We start from the raw sequence: 17159 nt of genomic DNA on the forward strand, positions 1-17159 counted from the left end.
CCGAAGTCCATCGCCACCGTCGTGGTGGTCTTGGTGGACCGGGCACCCAGGTCGTCCACGCCGATCCCGGCGCTTGTCATCTCGGCCTCGGTGGTCAGGGGGGCGATCTCGGAAATCGCCCCCACGGTGGTGGTCTTCCCCACCCCGAACCCGCCGGCCACCAGGATCTTGACCGGGATCGGCGGTGCCGCCGGCTTACCGACCGGCGGCGACGTCGCCCCCGTGCCGGACGGAGGCTGGTACGGCGGCGGCGGGCCGGCACGCCCGACTGCCGGCCCGGTCGCCGACGGCACGCCGTAACGGGCGGCTGCGCTGTTGCCGGCGACCCCGCCGAGCGGGGCGACCGGCCATTCAGGAGATCGCACGGAGTCCATCAATCACTCGCAGGATGAGGTCGGGGTCGAAGGCTTCGTCGGTGTCGGTGACGTGCACGTCCAGGTGTCCGGCCGCCCGCAGGTCACCGACCAGGACCCGCGTCACGCCGAAGTGCAACCGGGCGCGGGCCGAGATCTCGGCCACCGAGATCGGCTCGGCGCAGAGCGCGATGATCGCCTGGACCTCCGGTGCCAGCAGGGCACCGGGGGAGCCGGTCCACCAGCCGCTGTCCGCGCGGGCGGTCACCTGCGTCTCCAGCCCGATCGCCGGGTCGGCACCCGCCACCCGCCCGGACGTGAGCACGAACGGGCGGGGCCCCGCCGGCCGAGCACCGTCCGGCTCCGGCGGCGCCGGTGTCGGCACCGCGCCGTCCTCGGTCGGGGGCGCCGCGTGCAGGTACGGGCGGATCCGGACGCTGGGTTCCGGGTCCGGGTCCTCGCCGGCGACGTCGGGGGTCACTGCTGGGCGGCGTTCTTCAACTCGACGATCAGCCGCGGGGTCAGGGCACCACCGGCCCGCCCGGCGAAGAGCGTCATCTCGTACGCGACGGTGCCCAGGTTGGCCGACCGGTCGGCGACCACCCCCAGCACGGATCCGCTGCTGATCGCGCTGATCAGCAGGTAACCGTCGGCCATGTCGACGATCACCCGGTTCAGGCCGCCGAGCGCGTACCAACTGGCCGCCCCACCGGCGAGACTGGTCATCCCGGACACCACCGCGGCCAACCGTTCCGCGTTGGAGCGGTCCTTGATCGCCGACATGGCCATCAGCAGGCCGTCCGAGGAGACCGCGATCGCCTCCAGGACCCCGGCCGTGCCGGAGGTGAAGGAGTCCAGCAGCCAGTTGAACGTACGGGCCTCCGGGCTGAGGTCCCCGCCGGCGACGGACTGGCTCTGGTGGTCGACGTTTTCGTGCAGGAAGGGGCTGGTCACCGTGATGATCCTTCTTCGTTCCGACGGTCTGGGCTGACTTCGCGGAGAGCACGGGCCACGCCCGCCTCGTACTCGCTGATGAGATCGCGGACCTCGGCCGGGTCACCGAGGTGCGTACTGAGGGGCTGGCAGGCCGGCACGGCAGCGAGATTCGCCCCCGGCACCCGTCGGATCAGCCGAGGCCGACCGACGGTGGCATCGGCCCGGCCGGCGCCGCTCGCCACCAGGGGACCGACGCCCCCTGGCGTGCTCGGCAGGTCGACGGTGTTCAGCTCGGCCCGGCGTACACCGGCTTGGAACGCCTCGACCAGCGCGCGGGCGGCGGCGGGGTCCGCGCCGGTCGCGTCCACCGGCCGGACCGGCGGGGTGGCAGCGTGCAGGCTGGCCCCGGGGACCCGCTGCCGGACCCGCGGCCCGGCCGGCGAGCTCGACGGTTCCGGATCCTGGGGTGCGGGGACGGCCTGCTCCGGCTGGCCGGGGCCGAACGCGTTCCAGGAAGGGCCGGCCTCCAGGCTGCGGGTGGCCCGACTCAGCAGGTCCGAGTCGAAGCGGGCCGGCGCGGCGACGGCCGCCGGAAGGGACCGCACGCCGTGGTCGGCGTCGGGTGCCGCCGCCGTACGCCGGTTTCGTTCCGGCACCACGGCCCGGGCCACGGTCGCCCCGGGCCGTTCGGGGCGGCGCAGCACCAGTGACGCCGGTGGGATCTCCAGGTGTGCGGTCACCCCACCGCCGACGGTGGCGGCCAGGCCCACCTCCCAGCCGTGCCGGCGGGCCAACCGGCCCACCACGAAGAGACCGAGCACCTCGGTCGGTGCGAGGTCGAGCCGTTCCCGGCGGGTGAACCGGGCGTTCTCCTCGGCCAGCCGTTGCTCGCCCATGCCGATACCGTGGTCCACCACGGTGATCCGCGCGCCCAGGCCGGACGCGTCGGCGGCCACCAGTACCCGGGTGTGCGGCGGGGAGAAGGCGGTGGCGTTCTCCATCAGCTCGGCCAGCGTCAGAATGAGGTCGCCGACCACCGCCGGCGCGGCCGAGATGCCCGCCGGCACCCGCACCTCCACCCGGGTGTAATCCTCGATCTCGCCGAGGGCCAACCGGACCACGTCGGCCAGCGGTACCGGCGCCGTGTGCGCGTCGGCACCGGCCGAGCCGGAGAGCACCACCAGGCTGCCGGCGTTGCGCCGCAACCGGCTGGAGATGTGGTCGAGTCGGTACAGGTGCTCCAGCCGGCCCGGGTCGACCTCCTGCTGCTCCAGCCGGTCGATCAGTGCGATCTGCCGGCCGACCAGGTTCTGGGTGCGCCGCCCGACGTGGCCGAACATCTGCGCCACGTTGCGTCGTCCGGCGACCTGCCGCTCGACCAGCCGCGCAGCGGTGCTCTGCACCCGGTCGAAGGCCCGCGCCAGGTCGCCGATCTCGTCGTTGGCCCGGATGTCCACCGGCTTCAGCCGGACCGGCTGAGGGCTCTCCCCCTCGTCGTCGGTGACCCGGACCAGCTCCGCCTCGGCGACCCGGGCGACCCGGTCCGCCGAGCGGGTGAGGCGGGTCAGCGGTCGGGCCACCGTTCGCGCGACCGCCACGCTGAGCAGCACCACGAGCGTCAGGATCAGCGCCGCCGCGGCACCGACCAGGTACGCGGCGGTCAGCGCGCGCCGCTGCTCGGCGGTCACCTCGGTGAGCACGTCGGCGACCAGCTTCTTCTCCACGAACTGGCCGAGTCGGATCATCGTGCGGACAGCCGGGAAGAGTGCCTCCATCGGCACGTCGCGGACTGCGCTGGCCGGGTCCCGAGCACTGGTGACCAGGAAGTCCGCACTGGTACGTGCCGCCACGGCCGCGTCGTTGAGCAGGGCCACCTTGAGCTGCTCAGGAGTGATCAGGCTGCGGAAACGCAGATTGTCCACCTGGAGGGCGGCGATGCACGCCACGTACCCGGTGGTGGTGTCCGGGCTACCGATCGCCTTGACCAGCAGGCTCAGGGTGGCACAGGCGCCCAGACCCTCGTCCACGCGGAGCAGCCCGTCGAGGGCGAGCACCTGCCGCCCCGGCAACGTGTCGGTGTCCACACCGAACATCAGCCGCAGCGACTCGATCAACCCCACGTTGACCGGGCCGAACGCGTCCATCACCTGACCGGGGTTCGCGACCCGGGCCAGCACGGCCGTACGCAGGTCGATGAGGCTGGACACGCCGTCCAGGGCGCGGTCCACCCGGTCGGTCAGCGCGTCGCTGTCGCCAGCCCGCAGGTCGGCCACCCGGTCGTCCACGTCGGCGGCCTTGCGGATCAACTCGCTGCGTTCGACTCGACCCCCGAGCAGGAAACCGACCGAGAGGATGCGTTCCTGTTGGAGGTCCTGGACCAGGCTGCCGACCTGGCTGGCGAGTCGTACCCGGTCGGCGGTGTCGCCGGCCCGCTGTGCCGCGGCCACCCGGTCGAGCATGACGGGCACGGCCAGGCCGACCATGCTGAGCAGCGGGATCACCACGAGCAGCGCGAGCTTGCCGCGGATGCGGAGCCTACCGAGCAGCATCGAACGCTCCCCACTGCGCGGTCTCCGGGTCACGGGCTGTGCCGACCGGTTGCAGGCCACGCGGGTCGTCGGCCGTCGGTGGCAGCCCGTGCGGATCGCCGGCCGTCGGTGGCAGCCGGCGGGATTCGCCGTCCCCCGGTTGCCACCGGTCGAGCGCCGCGGAGGTGTCGGGGCTGCCCGTGTGGGTCGCGGCCAGGGCGGCCCGGTGGCGGGCCCGCCGACCGGCGGCGAACAGCAGCGCGGCGAGCCAGCCCAGCAACAGCCCGGCGACCACACCCGCTCCGGCGGTCAGCCAGCGGTCCCGGTCGAGTTCGTCGATGCGCTCGACCAGCAGGGCGTCCAACTCGCTGAGAATGACCGGCTGAAGTTGACGGGCGGCGCGCTGCGTGTTGAGCCCCGCGGCGCTCAACTGGCGCGGGTCGACCGGACCCCTGCCGTTGGCCGGGGTGGAGTACGCGGCCAGCGCCTCCACCGAGCGCTGGTAGGTGTCCAGCGGGGTCAGCACGTTGGCACCGAGATCGGTGCTCTCCGAGCCGTCCACGGCGGAGCGCAGGTTGTCGACGAGGTCGGTCGCAGGCCCCAGGGCGGCCACTCGCAGGCCGGTCAACTCCAGCAGGCCGCGGGGTTGCTCGGCGGCCGGCCGACGGGAGACCAGGGTGCCCAGATCGGCGAGCCGGCCGGCGGCCACCACCGCCTCGGGCAGATCCTGGCCGGCGCTGTCCTGGAGGAAGAACGAGTCGGCGGCAGGGTCGCGGACCAGCCCGGAGCTCTCTCGGACCTTCCGGTGCAGGGCCAGCAGCAGGTCGGACACCTCGCTGTACGCCGTGTAGGCGGACTCCGGATCGGTGGCGCTGCGACCACGCAGCGCCTCCAGCCTGGCGCGTACCCCGGCCCAGCGTTCCTGGCTGAGCAGCTCGACGCCGATGTGCGCGTCCACCGCTGCGGCCTCCTCGACCGCCCGGTTCAGTGCTTCCCCGGAGACGGGGCGACCGTTGATCGCAGCGGTCTGGGCCTCCACCAGGGCGTCGGTTACCGAGCCCAGAGCGCTGAGGTACTGCACGCCCAGCCGTTCCCGGACGGCCAGGTCCCGGTCGTCGGTGGTCTGCCGCCAGGTGGTCGTGAGGAGCAGACCCACCGGTGCCAGTAACGCCCCGATGAGCAGGAGCGGCAGCAGCCGGCCCAGCGTGGACGGCCGTCGACGGGCCCGTGGCGCGGGGACTGTCATGTGTTGTGTCTCCTCCGGCGTGGGGCGCGGATCGGCGCGGTGTCGGGTTAGCCGACAAGTCCCGTGCACCGGACCGGAAAACTAACCGACCCCCTCGCGGGTCAGACCCAGGTCGACGAGTCAGGTTCGCGTCAGTTCGAGCGATGTCGCCATTTGTCCGCGTTTCCGGCAGGCTCGGTCTGATTGGCGGGTGTGACATGGAGGGATCGAGGTGGATATCCGTGGAAGATCGGAATTCACGGGATCCGAACTCAACTCACTGGGCCGCGTCGGACAAGACTCGCTCGCACCCACCCGGACACCGATCGGGGCAACCGGACGAACGTACGGCGGATCTCAGCCAACGCTCAGGCTGCGGGCCGTACCGTGTGCCGAATGACATCGCCGTCGCCGGCCGCGTGGATCCGGCGTGCCCTACCCACCCGCCGCCGCGCGATCGCCGCAGGGGTGGTCGTCGTGCTGTTGGCCGCCGCCGTGACCTGGGCGGTGTGGCCCCAGGGCTCCGGCGTACGCAGCGAGAGCGCGATGCTCACCGTCCGCTCCGGACCGTCCGACGACCAGCCGGTGGACCTGGACACGACCTTCTACCTGCCCGACGACGCATCGTCGGATCGGAAGGTGCCGGCGGTCCTGTTGGCACACGGGTTCGGCGGCACGAAGGAGTCGGTGCGTTCCGACGCGGAGGAGTTCGCCGGGCGCGGCTACGCGGTACTCACCTGGACCGCGCGGGGCTTCGGCCGCAGCGGCGGCGAGATCCACCTGGACAGCCCCGACTACGAGGTCCGCGACGCGGCTCGGCTGCTGGACTGGTTGGCCGCCCGACCGGAAATCCGCACCGACGCCGCCGGTGACCCGAAGGTCGGTGTGGTCGGCGGCTCGTACGGCGGCGGGTTGGCACTGTTGCTGGCCGCGCAGGACCGTCGGGTCGACGCGATCGTCCCCATGATCACCTGGAACGACCTGTCCCGCGCGTTCCTGCCGGAGAGCACCGGCGGGGCACCGACCGAGGGCGTGTTCAAGAAGGGCTGGGCCGGCCTCTTCTTCGGCGGAGGCGGCAACGTGGGCAGCGGCCCGGCCGGCCTCTCCGGCGGGACCGCCGCCCAGCCACAGGGCGCACCGGCGTCGGCCGGCCCGCCCAGTCCGGGGCCGGGCGCCGGCCCGGGCACCGGTCCCGGTGGCGCCCCGGCCGGTGCCGCCGACCCGTCCTGCGGACGGTTCGCCGCCGACGTGTGCGCCGCGTACCTGCGGATCGCCACCACCGGCCGCGCCGACCAGTCCGCCGTGGACCTGCTGCGCCGTTCCAGCCCGGCGGGCGTACTCGATCGGATCAAGGCACCGACCCTGCTGGTGCAGGGTGAGGCGGACACGCTCTTCCCCCTCGGCGAGGCCGACGCGAACGCGAAGGGCATCGCTGCCACCGGCACCCCGGTACGGGTCGCCTGGTTCACCGGCGGGCACGACGGCGGCGAAGGCCCCCGCTCCGACTCCGACCGGGTGAAGTTCCTGACCGTCCAGTGGCTCGACCACTACGTCAAGGGCGAGGGCGACGCGCCCGGCGACGACTTCACCTGGTCGCGGATCGCCGGCTTCGACGCGCTCGACCGGGGTCTGGTCGCCACCGGCTTCCGCCGGGCCGACTACCCGGGTCTCACCGGCAACGCCCGCCACGACGTCACGGTCGCCGGCCCCGCCCAGCCGATCGCGAACCCACCGAACGGCAACCCGGCCGCGATCTCCTCGATCCCGTTCGCCGGTGGGCTCACCTCCCTGCTGGACGGCGTGGCCGGTGACGTGCCCGGCCAGCACGCCCGGTTCGAGTCGGCACCGCTGACCGATGCGGTCGACGTGGCCGGTGCGCCCACCGTCACCCTGCGGGCCGCGTCGCCGACCGGCGAGGCGGTGCTCTTCGTCAAGCTCTACGACGTCGACCCGGACGGCGCGGCCACCCTGCCGAACGGGCTGGTCGCCCCGGTCCGACTCACCGGCCTGCCGCAGCGGGTGCAGGACGCCCGCCCGGTCACCGTGACGCTGCCCGGGATCGTCCGCCGGGTGGAGGCGGGGCACCGGCTGCGCCTGGTGGTGGCCACCTCCGACCAGGCGTACACCACGCCCGCCGAACCGACCGTCTACACGGTGGCGGCGGACGGCGCGGTCACCCTGCCCACGGTCAGCGGCGAGCCGATCCCCACCGCCGCGACGATCTGGCGCTGGGTGCTCGCCGGCCTGCTCGCCGCCATCGCGATCGGGCTCGTCGTGGTCGTCGCCGTGGTCCGCCGCCGGCACCGTCGCCAGGACCGGTCGGTGCATCCGGAGTACGCGGACACCCCGCTGGCCGTGCGCTCACTTCGCAAGGAGTACGCGGACGGCTTCGTGGCGGTGTCGAACGTGGACTTCGAGGTGCACCCTGGTCAGGTGGTGGGTCTGCTCGGGCCCAACGGTGCCGGCAAGACCACCACCCTGCGGGTGCTGATGGGGCTGACCCAGCCGACCGCCGGGGAGATCTACGTCTTCGGTCGCCGGCTGGTGCCCGGCTCGCCGGTGCTGTCCCGGATCGGGGCGCTCGTGGAGGGGCCGGGCTTCCTGCCGCACCTGTCCGGTCTGGACAACCTGAAGGCGTACTGGCAGGCCACCGGGCGACCGGCCGAGGACGCGCACTTCGACGCGGCGCTGGAGATCGCCGGGCTGGGCGACTCGGTACACCGCAGGATCAAGAACTACAGCCACGGGATGCGCCAGCGCCTCGCCATCGCCCAGGCCATGCTCGGCCTCCCCGAACTGTTGGTGCTGGACGAGCCGACCGACGGGCTCGACCCGCCACAGATCGCCGAGATGCGCCGGGTCCTCCAGCGGTACGCCACCGACGGTCGGGCGGTGCTGGTCTCCAGCCACCTTCTCGCCGAGGTGGAACAGACCTGCACGCACGCGGTGGTGGTGAACAAGGGCCGGATCGTGGCGTCCGGGCCGGTGGAGGAGATCGTCGGCGAGTCGCCGAGTGTGCTCTTCGACGTCAGCGACCCGGTGGCGGCGCGGGCGGTCCTGGACCGACTGCACGGGGTCCGCGTGTTGCCGGAGAGCGACGGCCAGTTGGTGGTCGACACCAACGGCACGGCCCGCAGCGAGGTGGTGGCCGAGCTGGTGCGCGCCGGCATCGGAGTGGACCGGGTGGTGCCCCGGCGGCGCCTGGAGGACGCGTTCCTCGCCCTGGTGGGCGAGAACTCTCGGGGAAGCGGTGACCGGTGATGGCAGGCTCTTCCGTCGAGACGCCGCGGGGCGTCACCGACCCGGCCGGTGCGGCCCGGGGCTACCGGCCGTCGGCCACCATGCCGTTCGCGGCGGAGTTCCGTCGCCAGGCGTCCCGGCGGCGAACCCAGCTGGCGCTCGGGTTCATGGTGCTGCTGCCGCTGATCATCCTGATCGCGTTCCAGTTCAACTCCGGCGGCGACGACGACAACGGCAACAACGAGTTCGCGAGCCTGGTCGACCTGGCCACCTCCGGCGGGCTCAACTTCACCCTCTTCTCGATCTTCGTGTCGGCGTCGTTCCTGCTGGTGGTCGTCGTCGCGCTGTTCTGCGGCGACACGGTGGCCAGTGAGGCGAGCTGGGGCAGCCTGCGCTACCTGCTGGCGATCCCGGTGCCCCGGGCCCGGTTGCTGACGGTGAAGCTGGTGGTCGCGCTCGCGTACTCGGGACTGGCCCTGCTCCTGTTGGCGGGCACCGCGCTGTTGGCCGGCACCCTGCGCTACGGCTGGTCGCCCCTGCGCAGCACGGTCGCCGCCGAGTTGGAGCCGGGCGAGGGGCTGCTCCGGTTGCTGGCCGTGCTCGGCTACCTGGCGGTCGTACTCCTGGTGGTGGCCGGGCTGGCGTTCCTGCTGTCGGTGACCACGGACGCCGCGCTCGGCGCGGTCGGCGGCGCGGTGCTGCTCTGGATCCTGTCCAGCATCCTGGACCAGATCACCGCCCTGGGCGCGCTGCGCGACTTCCTGCCCACCCACTTCAGCACCGCCTGGCTGGGGTTGCTCTCGACCCCGGTGCAGACCGACGACGTGGTGCGCGGCTGCATCTCGGCGATCAGCTACGCGACGTTGTTCTGGGGGTTGGCGTTCTGGCGCTTCACCCGCAAGGACATCACGTCCTAGCAGCCCTGGTCTTTTGACCGCCCGGGCTCAGAGGCGGCTGTCGGGCGGGCTCACCGACGACGGCACCGCGCTCGGGGCCGGTGGCGGGGCCGGCCGCGTCGGCGCCGGCGTCGACGGGTCGGCCTTCTTCCAGGCGCTGACGCCGATCCGGCCGGTGTTGCCCAGGTCGACCGGCCCGTCCGGGTCGACGTCCTCGGCCGGCTGCCCGGCAGCGGGTGCCACCGTCAGGTACTCACCGTTGGTGGCCACCACTGTCGAATCGGTGACCAGGTTGCGCCAGAGCACCACGGCGGTGGCCCGCTCATCGGGGGCGAGGATGATCTTTCGCGGCGGTTGGTCGAAACCCGAGGTGATCTCCTTGGCACCGTTGACCACGCGCAGCATGATCGGCTCGCGCTGCTCGTCGAACACGTGCAGCACCGGGTACCCGTTGAGCTCGTACGGCTGGTCGCCGCAGTTGATGAGCTCGATGCCGAGGGCGCGCAGGCCCATCGCGGCGTCCCCGCCGGTCGACCGGATCCGGACACCGGAGGCCGGACAGTCGGCCAGCGGGTCGGTGCTCGTGGACGGGCTCGGCGCGGTCGGCGGCCGGCTCGGAGGGTCCCCGCCCTGGCCCCGATGGTCGCCGGGAGTGCAGCCGCCGAGCACGAGAGCCATCGCGGCCGTCGCGCTGATGCGTCGCCGTGCTGCCATGTCGCGGGAGATCATTCGTTGATCCTCGCCCACGTGGGCGTGCGCCGCCGCCCGGCCCCGACAGTCGGGTGTCCTGTCGAGCTGCCCCGTACCTGGGCCGGCTCACTATTCCCGCCGGATTACCTCCCGCCGCTCGCCGGGACGGAGTCTCCTTGTCGTGAGCTTTGGAGCTGATTCGTCCACGACATCGCTAGCCTGCCGACGCATCGTGGTCGAGCGATCCTCCGCCGTGTCGGTCGCGGCGCTCGATCTCCAAAAGCTCGGCGAGGTCCTGTTCTTCCTGCCGGCGTGCCTCCTCAGCCTGCACAGCGCGGCGCCGATTGTCGTAGTCGGCGTATACCTTGAGTCGCTCGTCCTGCATGGCGAAGCCCTTGACCAGGTACTCAGTCAGGACGGTCGTCGCCCACTGTCGGAACTGCACCGCGCGGGGTGTGGTCACCCGGTAGCCGACGGCAAGAATCATGTCCAGGTTGTAGACCTTGACCTCACGCCGCACCTGCCGACCGCCCTCGACCCGAACTACTAACTCAGAGTTAATAGTTGCCTCGGTCACCTCCTCGTCGGCCAGCACTCGACGCATGATCTGCACGATGTTGGGGACCGAGGTCCCGTACAGCTCCGCCATTTGCGCCTGTGTCAACCAGACCGTCCCCTTGGTCGCACGCAGTTGGACGACGGACCCGCCGTCGTCGGCGCGGTAGAGGATCAGCTCGCCAGCAGGATCGGTCACCCGTTGCCCCCTTCGGTCAGGGCCCGGGTGATCTCGGTGGCGTCGAATCGGGCGGGCTGGAAGTCGGCGGCGGAGGCCAGTCCGAGCCATTCCAGCCGGTCGCCGTGCTCGGGGTGGTCGGGATTGCTCAGCACCTCGACAAGTTCGGCGTAGCCCCAGATGCCACCGCAGTCCTCCGGCGGTGCCGCCCGCCGACCGCCGGTGCATCGTGGGTACGCGATGGGCTGGCGGGGCAGCACCTTCTCTACGACGATCTCGTGTGTCCAGTCGTCGCCGAAGTCGTAGGTGTATTTGAAACGGTCTCCGACGCCGGGCGCGACCTGTTCCAGGGTCACCGGAGCTTCGGCGCGGTGACCCAGCTCCCGGTCGGCGACCCCGAAGTCGCCGTACGCGGTCTCGAAGACGTGCAGGTGGGAGTCGTGCCAGCCGAAGGCCACCTGGATGATGCCGTGCAGGTCGGCCAGGCTCGTGTCGGCGGGCAGTTCCAAACGCCGCCAGATCGGCGGCTTCGCCTCCCGCAGACCCACCTTGAGCTGATAGATGGGCGCGGCTGGGCCGGATTTCCTGCGCTTCGCCGGCAGCTTCCGCCCGGCGGTACGCCGTCCGGTGCGGGTTTGGATCTGCTGCGCCTGCCCGGCGATCTGGCTGATCATGTCCAGCAGTTCGAGGGTGGTCTGACGGGTGTCGGCGTCGTGCTGGGCTGGTGGGCGCGTCGGCTCGGGCAGCGTACGGATCCGGGCTCGCAGCAGCACCGCCAGCATGTGGTAGCCCGGCCCGTCCTCGTCGTCGAATTCGTCGTCGAACTCCGCGAGGTCACGTTCCTGGTCGTGGTCTGCGCGGGCGTCGAGGGCCTGTTCGACCTGCCACCGAAACTCGGCCGGGTCCAACAACTCCTCGGCGATCGTCAGACCGGCACGACGGCCGTTCTGCTGAATCGTGGTGACCACCTCGTCCAGGGCGTGAGCTGGGAAAAGCACGATGACGGCCGCCGCGTCACAGTGGAGGTGGTCGACGTGGACGAGGAACCCATGCGAGCGCCCGGCTCGCTCGAAGGCGCAGACGAGCACGGACGCGCTGCCCGCCGGGTCGACGAAGCGTCGACACGGGCCGACCCGCACGGGCTGGCGCAGCTCGCTGGCCCAACTCGGCGCTGCCACGCCCGCCTCCACCAGACGCTGGGCAGCCTCTGCGGCGACGGTTCCCTCTCGGACGGCGTCGATCGCGAGCAGCATCGCGAGCGCTTCGGGCGTACCGATTTCGGCGACGGCCGGCAGCATGTCCTCGTTGAGCGCCTCGGTGAAGCCTTCGCCGCCAAGGTCACCAGCGGACAGGAACGTCGCGGCAAACAACTCGGCCTCGACGGGATCGTCCGCCTTGATCAGGTCTGCAGCGCCGGCAACCAGATCGTCGATGAAGTTCTGCGGGTCAAAGTCGGAGCACACCGGGCAGTCGCACTGATCCACCTCGGCTGGTCGGGCCCGCCGCACGACCTGCTGGCCGGACCGACTCGGCTTGGCGCGCTTACGACGGCGGCTTTCGGGACTCATCCGGGCATATTTTCACGGGCTGCCGGAGCTGGCCGCACACAACTCGCCGGGGTGGTCGGTGGGCAGGGGGCAGCGGGCGCCGCCGGGGAGGCGACGGTCGCACCAGACGCGGGTACGCACGAACTGACGATCTTCCTCGCTCAGGGTCGTCTCGCCGAAGTCGATGGCGCTGACGTTTCTGAGCGAGTCGCGCAGGGCCTCGGCCAACGCCCGTGCGTCATCCACGCTGATCAGGGTGGTGGGCTTGGGGGCGCTCCCCCTTGGTCGATGTGGGAGGGGCTGGTCGAGCCTGGGCTGTCGCCCCGTGTCCGGGGCAGCTCGACAGGCGCCCGTACCCACACTATGGGAGCGTGCCTGCGGCGGGTGGCGCTCCCCGAACCCGGGTGTAGTAGCAGGTCAGAGGCGCGGGCGCGCGTTGGCGTCGCCGGGGATACTCGACGCTGGGGGCGGGGGGCGAGCTGTCGGCCCTCTTCTGCTGGTCCTTCCTGCTGGTAGCGGCCCTCGGCCCAGGTTTCTGGGCGCTCGACACACTGCTCGCCCGGCGTCGTGCCGAGGCCTCACCGGCATTGGTGGTCGAGTCGAACTCGATGGTCGTCTGACGGCACACGTACCGCGCGTCGCCGGAGCCTCGACGAGGCGGTTCCGGCGACGCGCCCGGTCCGGGTCATTCCGGCGGACGGGGCGTCAGGCTGGCGTGCGTGTGCTGAGAACCGCGTCCAGGAGGCCGGGGTAGAGGCGGTCCAGCTCGTCGCGGCGGAGGCGGACCAGGCGGCTGGTGCCGGCGGCCCGGGTGCGGGTCAGGCCCGCCTCGCGCAGCACCTTGAGGTGGTGGCTGCGGGTCGCCTTGGAGACGCCGAAGTCGAAGCTGCCGCAGGCGTGTTCACCGCCCTCGGCGAGTGCCCGGACGATCTGTAGCCGCACGTCGTCGGCGAGTGCGGCCAAGACGATGGTGACCGGTATGTCGGTCAGGTCGGGTTCGTGCGGCTCCATGTGACCAGTGTAACCCTTGTTCGACAATAATCGAACAACGCCCTAGGGTCGGTGTCGTTGGTTCGACGATACTCGAACATTGGAGCTGACGATGCGATCCCGCGCCGCCGCCTATCCGCTGCTCGCCGTGCTCGGTTGGGGCGTGATGTTCCCGGTCCTGGCCAGTGCGCTGACCCGGATCGACCCACTCAACCTGACCACCGCCCGATACCTGCTCGCCGCCGTCGTCCTCGTCGCCATTCTGCTGCTCCGCGAGGGCTCCGCCGCGCTGCGGCCCGGCGGCCGGGCCGTCGAGATCGTGGTGCTCGGCGTGGTCGGCTTCGCCGGCTTCAACCTGCTCACCAACCTGGCGCTCGAACACGCCGCCCCCCAACAGATCTCCCTCTTCGTGGCCACCACCCCGGTGATCACTCAGCTGGTCCGCTGGGCCCGGGACGGCGTACGGCCGAAGCCCCTGTTGCTGGCCCTCTCCCTGGTGGCGCTCCTCGGCGTCGGCCTGGTGATCACCCGCGGGAGCCTGGCCGGGCTCGGCCAGTTTGGTCTCGGCGGCCTGATGATGATCGGCGCGGTGCTCGGCTGGGGCATCTACACGCACGGTGCCAGCCGGTTCGGCGGCTGGTCGCCGCTGCGCTTCACCACACTGACCGCGCTCGCCGGCACGGCCGCCATGCTGGCCGCGAGCATCGGCGCCGACGCCGTCGGCTGGCAGCACGCGCCGGCCGCCGCCGACCTCGTGGCGGTCGCCCCGCAATTGGCGTACGCCGTGATCGTGGCTGCCGTGATCGCGGTCCTGGCCTGGAACACCGGCGTGCAGCGGCTCGGTGCCGCCAACGCCGCGCTGTTCATGAACCTGGTCCCGGTGACCACGTTCGCGGTGCAGATCGCCCGTGGCTACCGCCCGGAGCCCGTCGAGTTGGTCGGTGCCGCCATCACGATCGCCGCGCTGGTCGCCGCGAACCTCGCCACCAGGGCGCGGATCCGGCCCTCGTCCCTGCCGCAGTCGACCGCGGTCACCGACCAGATCGCGGTGGTCGACCCCGTGGCGGTGAGCGCCCGCTGACCCACTTCCTGGGATCGGCGGTGGCAACCCCCGACAGCGTTGTCCTAGACTCCACCTCACAACTGCATACCTCATCCAGAGGGGCTGAGGGATACGGCCCGACGACGCCCCGGCAACCACCCCGCGCGCTCACCGCTGAGCGACCTGCGGGGCAGGTGCCAATTCCGTCCCCGCCGCACCGTGCGATGTGGGGAAAGATGAGAGGACTCTCGACATGACGTCGACGCTCGTCGCCTCTGGCATCGACACCTCCGCCAGCCCCGCCCGCGCCCTGGTCTGCCGCGCCTGTACGGCCCGCTACCCGCTCGCCGCCCAGCACGCCTGCTACGAGTGTTTCGGCCCGCTGGAGGTCGACTACGACACGGCAGCCCTGGCCACCGTCACCCGCGAGCAGATCGAGGCCGGCCCGAAGAACATCTGGCGGTACGCCGCACTGCTCCCCGCCGGTCAGGACCCGGCCAGCCGGGTCACCCTCGACCCGGGGCTGACCCCGCTGGTGGCGGCCCCGCACCTCGCCGCCGAGCTGGGCATCACCGCGCCGCTCTGGGTCAAGGACGACAGCGCCAACCCCACCCACTCGTTCAAGGACCGGGTCGTCTCGGTGGCGCTCACCGCCGCGAAGGCGCTCGGCTTCACCCGGTTCGCCTGCGCGTCGACCGGCAACCTCGCCAACTCGGTGGCCGCGCACGCCGCCCGCGCCGGGGTGCCCTCGGTGGTCTTCATCCCCAGTGACCTGGAGCAGGGCAAGGTCATCACCACCGCCGTCTACGGGGGCGAACTGGTCGCGATCGACGGCTCGTACGACGACGTCAACCGGCTGTGCGGCGAGCTGGTGGAGACCGACGAATTCGAGGACACCGCGTTCGTCAACGTCAACGTCCGGCCGTACTACGCGGAGGGCTCCAAGACACTCGGCTACGAGGTGGCCGAGCAGCTCGGTTGGCGGATCCCGGCGCAGGTGGTCATCCCGATGGCCAGCGGCGAGCTGCTCACCAAGATTGACAAGGCGTTCTCCGAGCTGGTGGAGATCGGCCTGGTCGAAGCCCCGGCCGGTGGCTGGAAGGTCTTCGGGGCCCAGTCGGCCGGCTGCAACCCGATCGCCACCGCTCTGCACGCCGACACCGACACGATCACCCCGGTCAAGCCCACCGGCATCGCCAAGTCGCTCAACATCGGCGACCCGGCCGCCGGCCTCTACGCCCTGGAGGCGGTCCGCCGCACCGGCGGCTGGATGGAGTACGCCGACGACGACGAGATCCGCGCCGGCATCCGCGATCTGGCCCGCACCACCGGTGTCTTCGCCGAGACGGCCGGCGGGGTGACCGTCGCGGTGCTGCGCAAGCTGGTCGAGTCCGGTCGGCTCGACCCGACGGCGGAGACCGTCGTGTTCAACACCGGCGAGGGACTGAAGACCATCGACGCGGTGGCGGGCCAGGTCGGGCCGACCCACCACATCAAGCCCTCGCTGCGTGCCGCCCGCGACGCCGGTCTGCTCGGCTGACGCCGCCCGCGCCCGTCTGCCGCACTGGGGCGTCGCGAGATTGATCGACTCCGTTTCACCGACGTGGCGGTGTCCGAGCGCCCGGACACCGCCGCATCGGCGAACTGGAGTGGATCATGCGCTCGATCGGGGTCGCGTGGGGAAAGAGCCACCCGGTGACTGGGATTTCGCTGTGAGTGTGGAAAACCCGCCGCTCTGTACTTGACGGCAGGAACCGGACGGCGCAAGATGCTCCGTGCGGGAGGGCATTTCGCCGAAGACTTTTGAAGTTCTTGCGACCCAACGCCGGAGGCGTTGTGCGAGTGTCCCTCCCGACCACGTTCGATCGGGCCAGCGAATAATTCGCTGGCCCGATCGCTTTTCCGGGCGCACGCTCGGCGGCATGAGCATCACGATCGCGTCGTTCGACGGCGCCGACCGGGCTTCGGTCGACGAGGCGTACCTGATCGGGGCGGCCGCCAACGACGCCGATCTGCCGGGCCTGCCGCCCTTCTGCCGGCGGCGGTTCGACGCGGTGTTCCACACACCGATGCCCGGCACCCGGTCCCTCTGGGCGCTGGCCCGACTGGACGGCGTGCCGGCCGGCTACCTCCAAATGGACCTGCCACAGCTCGACAACACCGACAACGCCACCGCCGACCTGGTGGTGCATCCGGAGCTGCGGCGGCGGGGCGTCGGCCGGGCACTGCACGAGTACGGGCTGCGCCTGCTGCGGGAGCACGGACGCAAGCGGGTGGTCGCGATGGCCGTCTCCGCGCTGCCCGGCGGGCCCGCCCGAAGCGTCGCGGGTGACGCGTTCGCCGCCTCGACCGGCGCTCAGTCCGCCCTGGCCGAGGTGCGTCGTCGGCTCGATGTCAACGAGATCGACCGGGTCGCGCTGCGGGCGGCGCTGGCCGAGGCCCGGCCGCGGGCCGAGGGCTACCGGTCGGTCTGCTGGCAGGGGACGACCCCGCAGGAGTACGTGGCGGACATCGCCTACCTGGACGGCCGGCTGCTCATGGACGCGCCGATGGGCGATGTGCAGTGGGAACCGGAGCAGGTGGACGCCGAACGCATCCGCGGCAACGAACGCGCGTTGGACGCCAGGGGCCGGCGGCGCTACCACCTCGGGATGCGGCACGAGGCGACCGGTCGGCTGGTCGCCTGGACCCTGCTGGACGTCGGCCCCTCCGCCGACTGGCACGCCTTCCAGCAGATCACCATCGTCGACCCGGCCCACCGTGGGCACCGGCTCGGCCTCATCGCCAAGGCCGAGAACCTGCACCACCTGCTCACCCACGAACCGGCGGTACGCGTCATCGACACCTGGAACGCGGCGAGCAACAGCTACATGGTGGCGATCAACGAGCAGCTCGGCTTCCGCCCGGTGGACGCCTGGACCGACTGGCAGCTCACCCTCTGACAGGTATTGGCGCTACTGCTCACTCCGGGTGCTCAGG

General features: G+C 71.7%; 14 protein-coding genes, 1 pseudogene and 1 riboswitch. Of the genes and pseudogenes, 5 read left to right on the forward strand and 10 right to left on the reverse strand.

The window, feature by feature from the left end; translation table 11 throughout:
- The 5 genes and pseudogenes from C7C45_RS34955 to C7C45_RS12575 form a co-directional block, all read right to left on the reverse strand.
- A pseudogene (locus C7C45_RS34955) lies at positions 1 to 374 on the reverse strand (ATP/GTP-binding protein); the annotation flags it as partial.
- Positions 352 to 834, reverse strand: a complete 483-nt coding sequence (locus tag C7C45_RS12560; RefSeq protein WP_110563794.1) for a DUF742 domain-containing protein — start codon at positions 832 to 834, stop codon at positions 352 to 354. The pseudogene C7C45_RS34955 and the gene C7C45_RS12560, both read right to left, overlap by 23 nt.
- Positions 831 to 1307, reverse strand: a complete 477-nt coding sequence (locus C7C45_RS12565) for a roadblock/LC7 domain-containing protein (RefSeq protein WP_208641141.1) — start codon at positions 1305 to 1307, stop codon at positions 831 to 833. Before C7C45_RS12565 ends, C7C45_RS12560 begins: the two co-directional genes overlap by 4 nt.
- The gene (locus C7C45_RS12570) at positions 1304 to 3838 is read right to left on the reverse strand and encodes a nitrate- and nitrite sensing domain-containing protein (protein WP_110563795.1); all 2535 of its coding nucleotides are present in this window, start codon (positions 3836 to 3838) and stop codon (positions 1304 to 1306) included. Before C7C45_RS12570 ends, C7C45_RS12565 begins: the two co-directional genes overlap by 4 nt.
- Complete coding sequence (locus C7C45_RS12575; protein WP_110563796.1) at positions 3825 to 5063, reverse strand: hypothetical protein; 1239 nt, start codon at positions 5061 to 5063, stop codon at positions 3825 to 3827. The genes C7C45_RS12570 and C7C45_RS12575 overlap by 14 nt, the downstream gene beginning before the upstream one ends.
- Positions 5064 to 5438: 375 nt before the next feature.
- Here C7C45_RS12575 and C7C45_RS12580 point away from each other — a divergent pair, with 375 nt between their 5' ends.
- Together C7C45_RS12580 and C7C45_RS12585 are read left to right on the forward strand one after the other, a co-directional pair.
- Positions 5439 to 8303, forward strand: coding sequence for an alpha/beta fold hydrolase (locus C7C45_RS12580; protein ID WP_110563797.1), 2865 nt, complete (start codon positions 5439 to 5441; stop codon positions 8301 to 8303).
- The gene (locus C7C45_RS12585; RefSeq protein WP_110563798.1) at positions 8303 to 9199 is read left to right on the forward strand and encodes an ABC transporter permease; all 897 of its coding nucleotides are present in this window, start codon (positions 8303 to 8305) and stop codon (positions 9197 to 9199) included. The genes C7C45_RS12580 and C7C45_RS12585 overlap by 1 nt, the downstream gene beginning before the upstream one ends.
- A gap of 27 nt (positions 9200 to 9226) precedes the next feature.
- On the opposite strand, the gene C7C45_RS12590 is transcribed toward C7C45_RS12585, so the two are convergent.
- The 5 genes from C7C45_RS12590 to C7C45_RS12610 all read right to left on the reverse strand — a co-directional run bounded on the left by C7C45_RS12590 (position 9227) and on the right by C7C45_RS12610 (position 13159).
- Positions 9227 to 9907, reverse strand: a complete 681-nt coding sequence (locus C7C45_RS12590) for a DUF4232 domain-containing protein (RefSeq protein WP_244200350.1) — start codon at positions 9905 to 9907, stop codon at positions 9227 to 9229.
- 175 nt (positions 9908 to 10082) lie between these two features.
- Positions 10083 to 10622 (reverse strand): virulence RhuM family protein, encoded by a 540-nt coding sequence (locus tag C7C45_RS12595; RefSeq protein ID WP_208641142.1) that lies wholly within the window; start codon positions 10620 to 10622, stop codon positions 10083 to 10085.
- Positions 10619 to 12169: a plasmid pRiA4b ORF-3 family protein gene (locus C7C45_RS12600; protein ID WP_110563801.1), complete on the reverse strand. Its 1551-nt coding sequence runs from the start codon at positions 12167 to 12169 to the stop codon at positions 10619 to 10621. The genes C7C45_RS12595 and C7C45_RS12600 overlap by 4 nt, the downstream gene beginning before the upstream one ends.
- Positions 12170 to 12181: 12 nt before the next feature.
- On the reverse strand, positions 12182 to 12394 hold the full coding sequence (locus tag C7C45_RS12605) for a hypothetical protein (protein WP_244200351.1): 213 nt from the start codon (positions 12392 to 12394) through the stop codon (positions 12182 to 12184).
- 459 nt (positions 12395 to 12853) lie between these two features.
- Positions 12854 to 13159, reverse strand: coding sequence for an ArsR/SmtB family transcription factor (locus C7C45_RS12610; RefSeq protein ID WP_110563802.1), 306 nt, complete (start codon positions 13157 to 13159; stop codon positions 12854 to 12856).
- 91 nt (positions 13160 to 13250) lie between these two features.
- Between C7C45_RS12610 and C7C45_RS12615 the strand changes: the two genes are divergently transcribed.
- The 3 genes from C7C45_RS12615 (at position 13251) to C7C45_RS12625 (ending at position 17122) form a co-directional block, all read left to right on the forward strand.
- The gene (locus tag C7C45_RS12615) at positions 13251 to 14219 is read left to right on the forward strand and encodes a DMT family transporter (RefSeq protein WP_110563803.1); all 969 of its coding nucleotides are present in this window, start codon (positions 13251 to 13253) and stop codon (positions 14217 to 14219) included.
- 68 nt (positions 14220 to 14287) lie between these two features.
- Positions 14288 to 14423: riboswitch (SAM riboswitch) on the forward strand.
- Between the two features lie 10 nt (positions 14424 to 14433).
- Positions 14434 to 15720, forward strand: a complete 1287-nt coding sequence (gene thrC, locus C7C45_RS12620; protein ID WP_110563804.1) for a threonine synthase — start codon at positions 14434 to 14436, stop codon at positions 15718 to 15720.
- Positions 15721 to 16102: 382 nt separating this feature from the next.
- Positions 16103 to 17122, forward strand: coding sequence for a GNAT family N-acetyltransferase (locus tag C7C45_RS12625; protein WP_110563805.1), 1020 nt, complete (start codon positions 16103 to 16105; stop codon positions 17120 to 17122).
- Positions 17123 to 17159: the final 37 nt, after the last annotated feature.

The sequence above is a fragment of the Micromonospora arborensis genome (genome assembly GCF_003205615.1).
Lineage (GTDB): Bacteria > Actinomycetota > Actinomycetes > Mycobacteriales > Micromonosporaceae > Micromonospora > Micromonospora arborensis.